The organism is Rhizobium sp. SEMIA 4085 (assembly GCF_013004495.1).
Lineage (GTDB): Bacteria > Pseudomonadota > Alphaproteobacteria > Rhizobiales > Rhizobiaceae > Rhizobium > Rhizobium gallicum.
Genome location: NZ_JABEPH010000254.1, coordinates 1 through 8866, shown reverse-complemented (window position 1 = coordinate 8866; position 8866 = coordinate 1). Strand labels below are relative to the sequence as shown.

Sequence of the window (8866 nt, the reverse complement as noted above, 5' to 3'; positions counted from 1 at the left end):
TACGGTGACACCGCTCACCGGCTGCTTGGGCTTGCTTTCTATCGCCGCCCTGAGGCGCGACATATGGACGTCCATCGAGCGGTCGAACGCATCCAACGCCTCGCCCTTGACCGTGTCCATCAACCGTTCGCGCGACAGCGTGCGCCCGGCATTTTCGGCAAGCGCCACAAGCAAGTCGAACTGATAGCTGGTCAGGACACATTCATCGCCATCGATCCTGACCGAGCGGGATCCCGCATCGATCTCCAACCGTCCGAAGCGCAGGACGCGCGAAACCGCTGCGCTCCCGTTGCGGCGGCGCAGGATCGCCTTCAGGCGCGCCAGCAATTCGCGCGGATTGAAAGGCTTGGGCAGGTAGTCGTCGGCCCCAAGCTCCAGCCCGACGATACGGTCCGTTTCTTCACCTTTGGCCGTCAGCATCAAGATCGGCACGTCCGATACCACGCGCATGCGCCGGCAGGTCTCGAAGCCGTCAAGGTCTGGCAGCATGACATCGAGAATCACGACATCCGGCATAATGCGGCCAAGGTCGGTGAGGCCCGCCGCGGCCGTCGCCGCGGCGTGGACGGTGTAACCGTTGCCGGAGAGATAGTCGGCGAGCATAGCGGAGAGGCGCGTATCGTCGTCAACAATCAAGACCCGTTGCGCCATTACTTTGCCCTCCGTTCAGTCCGCTCGGCCCACTTAGCCTTACCACCGGCCGCGGCCCCTGCGCTCTTTCAAATGCTCGACGAGCTTAACGCGCTGCTCCGGCGTCAAAACTGCGGCGGCGTCGAGCAGAGCAGTCGTCATTTTGCGCGAGGCCGCGTCGATGGCCGCGACGCGCTCACTGCGCAGCTTCTCCGCGGCGGCCCGGTCAATGGTCGGAGCACCGAGGAGCTCGACAACCTGCTCACGCGTCTCGCGGAAGTCCCGGAAAGTCGGCCCGATCTCATCACGCGCCTTGTCGACGATCTCCCAAATCTTGTCTTCCTGCTCGGATGTCACCTCGATTTCGTCAAGCACGGAGCCTATTCGGTGTTCCATAAAGCCGCCACCTCCCATATGTGCGTGCATCATGTGGCCGCCCATGCCGAAGCTGAAAACATCGCTCCTCGCGGCTGCAAAACCGGCCGCGCCGACTACAGCGACGGCTACCACGCCGCCAATCGCGGCGCGTCGCCCCCATCCTTTCGAGGCTGGTTCGCCGAAAGTCGGGCTCGCCAAATTCTTGTTCTCGTTTTCCATCGTTAGTCTCCTTCACTGCGCAGCACCTGCTGCAATGATGGAACGCTAACAGGGCAACGTTTCGAGTGTTCTGGGCAAATGTAAAGGAATGTAAAGCCGCAGCACGCCGTCGCCAGGCTGGGCCGCATCGATGAGATTACGTCGGCCGTCATGCTACTCGGTAAAAAATTCCTGCGCCCAAACAGACAGTTACACGGTCAAAACGTCAAAGTATGCCGGAGTGTATTTTCGAGAAAGAAACATTAGACTAAAGTCATACGCGCTGGGGTCAACAGCAGGTAAAAGTACTATTTTTGGGAGGAAATAGAATGTCACACAAAGTGGCCTTGAAGAAACGCGTGCTGTCTTCAAAGGATCTAGACATGCTGGACGGTTTGCTCAAGGAATGGTGCGACAGTCGTCACTACGACATTTTGAACTTGGAGGCCCAAGAGGCTGCAAGGGAGTTGGTGATGTGGTTTGAGTTCGGCGTCGATAAGCCCCATCAACTTCGGGAGCTGCTTGCGACGCGTTAATCGAGATGCCCGTCTGGCATTAAACCCCAGATGGGCACATCAATCCGGCGCATGGCGTAGTTCCAGTTTCCAACCCGCAGATACTGACTGAATGGCTATCGTCGGCATGAGCCGTCGGCCTGCAATCCAACAGGCGTCTCCATGCTGCTCGCCAATCGAGCGGGGGATTTTTGCCGCAGCTATCGGTTCAATCAAACAAAGGTTTGGCTTCATCGAGCCGGGATGATCCTGCAAGATCGGCGGCCGAGATCGTCGTCTTCGGGGAACTACGCGTCCTCTGCGGCATTAGAAGCAGGTTGGTCGCAATTTGTTCAAGGGAGGCCGAGACGTCAGGAAAGAAGAAGAGCGTCCGCTCCAGCGCCGCTCCCGTTCGGCCACATCGCCTTCGCCCGAAGCGAGGGGCACGATTTCGCGTGTTCGAAAAAGCCAATCGCCAAGCCATGCAGATTGCCTGGCTCGTTGTTATCACTTTTGTTGCCGCCATCGCACTGCATGCCTTGTTGACATGATCAACATTGGTTGCACATGCCATCGAGCCGTTATGCTGGTTGGCAATACGCCCATCCCAGATCAAAGAAATGCCCCATGCAGGTGGATGCGGGTGGAATAGCGTGTCGCGCAAGTGCCTCGGCTAGAGTCCTAACCTTCCTGGATAAGTGATTGAGATCAGAATATTTTATCGGATCAGATCGACGCAAGAACGCGACCAAATTCCCGCATTCCGACGGTTCGGGTCTCATTGCACAAAAGAAGGTCAGACTCCTCCAACCGGCAATTTTATGGCAGTATTAGCGAAGCCTTAAATGAAAGGGAGGAAACACTTGTGTCTCTGATAACAAAACTGCCAGCAGGCCAAACTGTCCTTGAGTTCGAGGGGCACAAGTTCTGGGTCGATATTACGGAGAAACCGAAATTTGAAATGAGAGTTGGGATGGTGCCAGAAGGTGACGATCCCGAACTGGTAGTGAAACTCATGGCCGCTCTGGAGGAAGGGAGTAAATGGAAGAAGAATAAAGACGGTTCTTGGAAGTGCGTCGATGAAAGTGGGTCGGCAACTGACGGCATGCACAGAACGAAGCACTGAAAAAACAGCCGCCCGGCCTTAGCGAGACGGGCGTTCGAAATTACGCTCGGCCAGAAGATCAGCAGCATCAGGGTGATGATATCGGCGAATTATTGCCATTCCCTATTGCGTCAGAACCGCTGCATGGCCTCCGTTCCATCGATGATGCCGAAGGATGCGCCCGTTGTGATCCAAAACATACGTTTCCCTTTTGGCGAAACCGTCGCGAGGCGTTCAGATGTCGCCTATTTGTAGCATTCTCTCCCGGGGCAGCAGGTTTAACCGACGTCCAATGGTTCCGGTGGCTGGGGCAGATTGAAGTCAGTGTCGCGGTCGGACAACCCGGAATATCAGACAAGTCGAAGCGCGATCGGTGCGCGACCGCCCTTTCCCACTGGGCCGTTGCGTGGGCGTTTCACCAGGAAGTGCGCGAGACTCCATGAATGCGGAACTTCCGGACTTTCTTCTCATTTGATCGAGATGAGCTGCCGAGAACGAGATCCCATGCGAGGCGACCAGCAGCAGGAAATGACTTCCTGGTTGCGGTCATTGGACCCTGTCCAACCAAAGGACATGATCGGACTTTGGAAAGGCGTCGGCCTTCCGTCGGGTCACCCGCTGGACGGCGTCCTCGAGAACTTGCACTGGTTCGGAAAGCGCTTCCATGCCGACATGCGGGCGGACGCTTTGCTCTTCCAACGGCGCCCCGGACGGCTTGTGGCGATTGATCCCGCCTATATCCCCATTGGGCTCGCGATCAAGGCGGCACCGTTGGGACGAACGGCTGTTGCTCGGAAGCTGTTTTTGCACCTTCAGCAGGCGTTGCGCGCAAAAGGTACGACAGCTTCGATATCGCTCCAAACACTTGAACAAGTCGAAAGCGCGGCGCTGATCTACGACAAGCAGCCCATCGTCGACCACTTCCGGCTTGTAAGTCATGACGAAGTGGTCGGAATGATGTGCGTGCGCGACGACCCGTGCCGGTATTTCTTCAGGCTTCGGAAAGTGAAGGTGGCGGGCGTGTAGCGTACGGCTTGGACTGCGTCGCCCGGAACATTGTCGGGCTCGGACCGTTCGCAGGGAAGAGCAGCAATCGGAGGACCACATGAGCAATCTTTACAACGACAGCGCCCCCGCGGTCTCGGGCGAACCGGCAAAGAGCATGCTGACTGCGTTCTTTGACTCACGACGCGAAGCGGAGGATGCCGTCGAGCGCCTCAAAGAGGCGGGCGTCACCGACGTCCGGCTGATGCCGGGATACGAAGCCGATGCCGAGAAGGCTAAAGTCGAAAGCGACGATCGTGGGGGCTTCTGGCCTCAACTCGGAGACTGGCTCCTTCCGGACGAAGACCGTGCCGTCTATGCTGAAGGACTTCGACGCGGTGGCTTCCTGGTGTCCGCTTCGGTGGACGAGGCCACCTACGACACGGCCCACGACATACTCGACGATGAAGGAGCAATCGACATGGACGAACGCGCCGACCTTTGGCGCAGCGAAGGCTGGAACGTCCTGAAGCCGAACGAGACATATGTCGAGGCGAGATATGATCGGAACCGTCTCGGAGAAGCGAACCGCGACCAGCAGGTCTCCGGCTCTCGCGACGATGTGTTCGAAGCCGACGCCGCCGCGGGGTCTGCGGCGGGTGCGGGTCACTACATGAGAAGCGGTGAGTCTACGACTTCGCGCGTGCGAGCCTATGAGCTCGATGAGGAAGTTCCCGTGGACGAACATCTGCGCGACGACATCCTTCCTACCGGTCATCAGCGAACGGTCGCCGAAGGACAGGGTCCTGCCGACCGCGAACTTCGTCAGAGCCAGGACATGGACGGGCTGCGTCAGGAGCAAAGCTTCCCACGCAGCCGATAAGCGCGGACGAGCTGATCGACGCTTGTCGGCGCAGGTCGGTGGCCGTCGGAGAAGAAGGGACCGGGCGTTGACGTCCCTCTTTCATTTATGAAGCTGTTCACTGGCGTTCATATGGAACGCCAGAATATAGCCAGTAGGTGTCGACGGTTACCGATATCGCGACCCGTATACAGGGGTAGAATGCTTCAGCCACCGCCGAGACCTCGACATCCTTGAGGCATAGATCCCTGTGCAGCTCGTAGAGGAGCGTGATGCGGAGCGTGTTCGTGACGACCGACATTGATGAAACTCCCATTCTTCCAAGGAGGACCCAAATGAAGAGCAAGGAACTTGCCGAAAGTGATCCGTGGCGCGAGCGCAACTTTGTGCTGGTCCTGGACGACGGCGAAGAGGCGTTCGAAGCAATCACGCGCTTTGCCGAGGAGCAAAAGGTCGGCGGCGCGTCGCTAACCGCCATCGGGGCCTTCCGTAGCGCCACGCTCGGCTTCTTCGAGTTCGCGACGAAGAACTACAAGGAGATCCCGGTTGAGGAACAGACCGAGGTCCTAAGTGCCATTGGAGACATTGCCATCGGTGACGACGGCAAGGCCAGCCTCCACATGCATGTGGTTCTCGGCCTGTCAGACGGAGGCACCCGGGGCGGCCATTTTATCAAGGGCACCGTGCATCCTACGCTCGAGATCATCATCCGCGAAAGCGCAGTCGGATTCCGCCGCAGAAAGCGCGAAGACCTTGGCATCGCGCTGATCGACCTGTAGAAGGCGGTCTGGATCAGGCGATCACGAGCGGTCTCTTCCCTGGACGTTTATGACGATCGCGTTTCATCGTCCTACCAGTCGCTGAATCTGCGTGATCTGCAGTGCTGCGGGCGTAACTCCCTTGGAACTCAGCTGATGGCTTGGGCTCGCCTTCGACCTGTCGTTGGACGAGCCCTTGTCGCAGTATATTTCGTGAAATGCATTGCCCGCGCTTCAGCGGGTTTTATTGTTGAGTCTCAGGCTGTTGAAGAACTAACCATGCTGAGCTTGCCACTCCCTGGCTTCAGCGCGACCATGATGATGCCCGCAACGCGCTGCTGTTATATTCGAATGACCTGTTGGGCGACAACCAGCCACTGAAGGACCTCCGAGTGAGCCACCGCGGCAAACATTGGCAGTCGACCGTTACTTTCATCGCGCCTCCATGATGAAAATTGCAGCGCGGGAGATACGGCGACGGCTTCACGAATTGTGCAAGCATCGCGAGCATGAAGAAAAGCGTCGCACGACTTCTCAGATTGCAGATCATGCCCTGTCTCGGGAGCGACAAGCAACGTCGACGGGGCAACAACGACCCAGGCGTGGCCCGTCGAAAGCAGGAGTAGCTGGACTTACCCCGTCGCTACACACCCGAAACCTATCGCTCGAACGTCTTGATGAAACCTTCGCCATGAAGATTTTCTTTGGTCTGAAAAGATTTTCCCTGCCACCAATAAGGTGCTTGTCCGCTGAACTTGATCGCAGGTGAGGGAGACCAACCAGCTACCACACGAACTCAATGAGACCAAAGTCTTAAGTGCTTCAGGCCAATGGTCTGACGGAGGGAACCGCTCCATTGTGTTGTCGTTTGCTCACCTGTGAGGCTGCCAAGACAGCCACGGAAATGGAGAAGAAAATGTTCACCAAGATTCTCGTCTCTACCACTGCGATCGCCCTCATGTCGGGTGCTGCCTTTGCAGGATCATCGACGGTTAACGGCGCGGTTGGCGGTGCAGCCACAGGCGCAATCGTCGGCGGTCCGGCCGGTGCCGCAATCGGGGGCGCGGCAGGTGCGGTCGTCGGGACTCTACTCGATCCGCCGCCGCCGAAGGTCGTAACCTATGTGCGCGAAGCGCCTCCTCCGTCGGGCACCGTCGTCATAAAGGAGAAGGTGGTCGTCGGACAGCCTCTTCCTGAGGCCGTTGTCGTCACTCCGGTGCCCGATGACCCGACATACGCCTACGCTGTGGTCAACGACCAGCGTGTGATCGTCGAGCCTTCCTCGCGCAAGGTCATCCAGATCGTCAACTGACGACAAGGTTGGACCCGGCATGCCGGGTCCAACCTGCCAACTCAAACGACACCACAAGGACGTCGTGCTGCGACGCCCTCTGGCGCAGTACGTCCTCGGCTATGGAGTTTAGCTATGAACCGCAAGATACTACCTGTCTTGATCGCCTCGCTCGCGCTCGGCGCGTCGCCAGTTGGTCTGCTTTCTGCAGCCGCGCAGGATGCAACTCCTATATTGCCCAAGAAGGGCACGACGCAAGGCGAGCAGCCGCAATCCGGCACATCGCAGCAGCCGTCAGGCGCAGAAGCGCCAAGCAACGGCTCGGGTCAAGAAGCCCCGTCCGCAGGAACGGGCGACGCCACAACGGTCAAACCCGATAGCGGAGGAACGGGTACATCCGGCTCATCGCAAGGTACCGATCAGCCTACCACTCAACAGCAAGACACAACGAAACCTGCCGACGGATCCACTTCGCAGCAGGCGCCTGCATCCGGCAGCGAGAGCGAAAAGAGCTCGACGAAGAGCTCCGGAGAAACAACTTCGCCTGATGGAAAAGCCACATCCGATAAGCCGTCTGACGCCACAGGATCGGGCGACACTGGCACGACGGGTGGAAGCACGACGACGGGAACGTCCGATCAATCCACTTCCACTAAGACTGAAACCGAAGTCAACATCTCTGTCGAACAGAAGACTGAAATCCAGCAGGTCGTGAAGGAAGTCAATGTCGAGCCGGTTCGCGAAGTCGACTTCGCGGTTGAGGTTGGCACAGCAATACCAAAGACGATCCGACTTGAGCCGCTGCCGCCGCGGATCGTCAAGATCGTCCCGCAATATGAAGGCTATCGCTTCTTCATCCTGGCAGATGGCAGGATCATCATCGTCGAACCCTCGACGTTCAAGATCGTCTACATCATCGTCTGACTAGGACCGACTTCCCCGGCGGCAAGGTCCGCCGGGGCAAGAGAAGACCATCTTATGCGACGAAACAAGGGCTAGTGATATGGGATTTCCACTCGCGGTGATCGCAGCGGCCATCGCAGCTGTCGTTCTTGCGCTCATGGTGCTCGGTGATCCCGCAGAGACGGCGCCGAGCCGTGTCTTTGTGCAACAGGCTCTGCATCATCAAGTGGTGCGCTCGCCGTGACGCTTAGGGACTTGGGCGCCTCAGCTTCTGCTGCTCGCAGGGCCGCCCAGAACTAGGACGCGAGGTCGCTCAGAGGCCTAAAATGGATATCGTGTCGCCTGGATTGAACCCGCGTCCGCCAGCGAGGCTCCGGCATCAATGGCGAAAGGGCGAATTGTCCTCAGCGGCAACATCAGGGTAAAGCTGGCGCCGGAGCGTCTCCAGTGCCCTGACCTTTTGAAGCTCGCGCTTTTCAGCCTCGGCCGTAACATCGCGCCAGGCTGCGCCATCCAGCTGGTCCCATACCCTTCCGCCGGATGCCAGAAATTCGCAAAAGGCCTGCGCCGAGCGAAGGCGGCTGCTAAGTTCGACATAGTGGTTAATGTATGCGTCCATGAGAACTCCGTCAGCATAACGCGCGCCCTTATGAAAATGACGTTCCCGTCATTAGCTGCCCTAACACTTCGCCCTTAGTGCAGCACTGTCGGCGGCAGACGAACGATGCTCGTAATCGTCTCGAGCAGCTCAACGAACTGGTCGAGGACCATTCCAAAATTCTTGTCGTCCATCCGCGCTATCTCCGGGATCGTGTCGTAAGTGCGTGCAACAAGGTGGTCGAGGCCCGTGCTGTTGGCGAACGGGCTGTCGGAAAAGTCGCTAGTGCGAACCGCGTGCAGTTCATCCACAATCCGGCGAACAAGATGCTCGCGATCGTTGATTGAAAGGCTCAACAGTTCCTTCCGCGCATCGCGAATTTCGCTGATGATACCGTGGGACATGAGCCTCCCTGATCTAAACGTGGCGGCAGCGCGCCTTGCGTGCAGCTGCACTGTAGCAGCTCCTTCGCGACTAGACGTCGGACCTTGGTCTGATCGCACCCTTCCACAAAGGCCTATTCCTGGCTCGAACCCCGCCTTCTCCGCAGCTGCTTTGGAAGCCATGAAAGCCCGAGGGACTGATCGCCGCTCTCACGCGCTGCTATTGGGTCGTTTGAACGTTCATCCAGGGCGGCGCGACCCGTACAGCACCGGGCTTATAAT

General features: G+C 58.2%; 14 protein-coding genes. 8 read left to right on the top strand and 6 right to left on the bottom strand.

The genetic code is table 11. The features are described from left to right. A partial coding sequence (locus C9413_RS22200; protein ID WP_170250917.1) for a response regulator transcription factor occupies positions 1 to 651 on the bottom strand: 651 nt, incomplete at its 3' end. Positions 652 to 690: 39 nt separating this feature from the next. Further along, positions 691 to 1227 carry a Spy/CpxP family protein refolding chaperone gene (locus tag C9413_RS22195; protein WP_040115878.1) on the bottom strand — a complete coding sequence of 179 codons (537 nt, stop codon included), beginning with the start codon at positions 1225 to 1227 and terminating at the stop codon, positions 691 to 693. A 308-nt stretch (positions 1228 to 1535) separates the two neighbouring features. Here C9413_RS22195 and C9413_RS22190 point away from each other — a divergent pair, with 308 nt between their 5' ends. Then, positions 1536 to 1742, top strand: coding sequence for a hypothetical protein (locus C9413_RS22190; protein ID WP_052451849.1), 207 nt, complete (start codon positions 1536 to 1538; stop codon positions 1740 to 1742). Positions 1743 to 1929: 187 nt separating this feature from the next. On the opposite strand, the gene C9413_RS22185 is transcribed toward C9413_RS22190, so the two are convergent. After that, positions 1930 to 2364, bottom strand: coding sequence for a hypothetical protein (locus C9413_RS22185; RefSeq protein ID WP_170250916.1), 435 nt, complete (start codon positions 2362 to 2364; stop codon positions 1930 to 1932). A 201-nt stretch (positions 2365 to 2565) separates the two neighbouring features. Here C9413_RS22185 and C9413_RS22180 point away from each other — a divergent pair, with 201 nt between their 5' ends. From C9413_RS22180 to C9413_RS22170, 3 genes are all read left to right on the top strand, one after another. After that, a complete protein-coding gene (locus tag C9413_RS22180) occupies positions 2566 to 2826 on the top strand; it encodes a hypothetical protein (protein WP_040115879.1) in 261 nt (86 codons plus the stop codon). A 459-nt stretch (positions 2827 to 3285) separates the two neighbouring features. Then, complete coding sequence (locus C9413_RS22175) at positions 3286 to 3831, top strand: GXWXG domain-containing protein (protein ID WP_040115880.1); 546 nt, start codon at positions 3286 to 3288, stop codon at positions 3829 to 3831. Positions 3832 to 3910: 79 nt separating this feature from the next. After that, positions 3911 to 4672 (top strand): hypothetical protein, encoded by a 762-nt coding sequence (locus tag C9413_RS22170; protein ID WP_040115881.1) that lies wholly within the window; start codon positions 3911 to 3913, stop codon positions 4670 to 4672. Between the two features lie 97 nt (positions 4673 to 4769). Here the strand turns inward: C9413_RS22170 and C9413_RS22165 are convergent, their stop codons facing one another. After that, entirely contained in the window at positions 4770 to 4967 is a 198-nt protein-coding gene (locus tag C9413_RS22165) for a hypothetical protein (protein WP_170250915.1), read from the bottom strand. Positions 4968 to 4986: 19 nt separating this feature from the next. Between C9413_RS22165 and C9413_RS22160 the strand changes: the two genes are divergently transcribed. The 4 genes from C9413_RS22160 (at position 4987) to C9413_RS22145 (ending at position 7847) form a co-directional block, all read left to right on the top strand. Beyond that, positions 4987 to 5430 carry a PPC domain-containing DNA-binding protein gene (locus tag C9413_RS22160; protein WP_040115883.1) on the top strand — a complete coding sequence of 148 codons (444 nt, stop codon included), beginning with the start codon at positions 4987 to 4989 and terminating at the stop codon, positions 5428 to 5430. Between the two features lie 895 nt (positions 5431 to 6325). Then, the gene (locus tag C9413_RS22155) at positions 6326 to 6721 is read left to right on the top strand and encodes a DUF1236 domain-containing protein (RefSeq protein ID WP_040115884.1); all 396 of its coding nucleotides are present in this window, start codon (positions 6326 to 6328) and stop codon (positions 6719 to 6721) included. Between the two features lie 114 nt (positions 6722 to 6835). Continuing rightward, positions 6836 to 7624 carry a DUF1236 domain-containing protein gene (locus C9413_RS22150; protein ID WP_040115885.1) on the top strand — a complete coding sequence of 263 codons (789 nt, stop codon included), beginning with the start codon at positions 6836 to 6838 and terminating at the stop codon, positions 7622 to 7624. Between the two features lie 79 nt (positions 7625 to 7703). After that, entirely contained in the window at positions 7704 to 7847 is a 144-nt protein-coding gene (locus C9413_RS22145) for a hypothetical protein (RefSeq protein WP_166677481.1), read from the top strand. Positions 7848 to 7982: 135 nt separating this feature from the next. Here C9413_RS22145 and C9413_RS22140 read toward each other — a convergent pair whose 3' ends face one another. Together C9413_RS22140 and C9413_RS22135 are read right to left on the bottom strand one after the other, a co-directional pair. Continuing rightward, a complete protein-coding gene (locus C9413_RS22140; RefSeq protein WP_040115886.1) occupies positions 7983 to 8222 on the bottom strand; it encodes a hypothetical protein in 240 nt (79 codons plus the stop codon). Between the two features lie 74 nt (positions 8223 to 8296). Next, positions 8297 to 8605 carry a hypothetical protein gene (locus C9413_RS22135; RefSeq protein ID WP_040115887.1) on the bottom strand — a complete coding sequence of 103 codons (309 nt, stop codon included), beginning with the start codon at positions 8603 to 8605 and terminating at the stop codon, positions 8297 to 8299. Between the last annotated feature and the right edge of the window lie 261 nt (positions 8606 to 8866).

What these genes read in the sequence shown, in the direction of transcription:
- C9413_RS22165 (WP_170250915.1), bottom strand. Translation starts at nt 4,967, where the DNA reads ATGGGAGTTTCATCAATGTCGGTCGTCACGAACACGCTCCGCATCACG.
- C9413_RS22160 (WP_040115883.1), top strand. Translation starts at nt 4,987, where the DNA reads ATGAAGAGCAAGGAACTTGCCGAAAGTGATCCGTGGCGCGAGCGCAAC.
- C9413_RS22195 (WP_040115878.1), bottom strand. Translation starts at nt 1,227, where the DNA reads ATGGAAAACGAGAACAAGAATTTGGCGAGCCCGACTTTCGGCGAACCA.
- C9413_RS22145 (WP_166677481.1), top strand. Translation starts at nt 7,704, where the DNA reads ATGGGATTTCCACTCGCGGTGATCGCAGCGGCCATCGCAGCTGTCGTT.
- C9413_RS22140 (WP_040115886.1), bottom strand. Translation starts at nt 8,222, where the DNA reads ATGGACGCATACATTAACCACTATGTCGAACTTAGCAGCCGCCTTCGC.
- C9413_RS22150 (WP_040115885.1), top strand. Translation starts at nt 6,836, where the DNA reads ATGAACCGCAAGATACTACCTGTCTTGATCGCCTCGCTCGCGCTCGGC.
- C9413_RS22190 (WP_052451849.1), top strand. Translation starts at nt 1,536, where the DNA reads ATGTCACACAAAGTGGCCTTGAAGAAACGCGTGCTGTCTTCAAAGGAT.
- C9413_RS22175 (WP_040115880.1), top strand. Translation starts at nt 3,286, where the DNA reads ATGAGCTGCCGAGAACGAGATCCCATGCGAGGCGACCAGCAGCAGGAA.
- C9413_RS22135 (WP_040115887.1), bottom strand. Translation starts at nt 8,605, where the DNA reads ATGTCCCACGGTATCATCAGCGAAATTCGCGATGCGCGGAAGGAACTG.
- C9413_RS22155 (WP_040115884.1), top strand. Translation starts at nt 6,326, where the DNA reads ATGTTCACCAAGATTCTCGTCTCTACCACTGCGATCGCCCTCATGTCG.
- C9413_RS22170 (WP_040115881.1), top strand. Translation starts at nt 3,911, where the DNA reads ATGAGCAATCTTTACAACGACAGCGCCCCCGCGGTCTCGGGCGAACCG.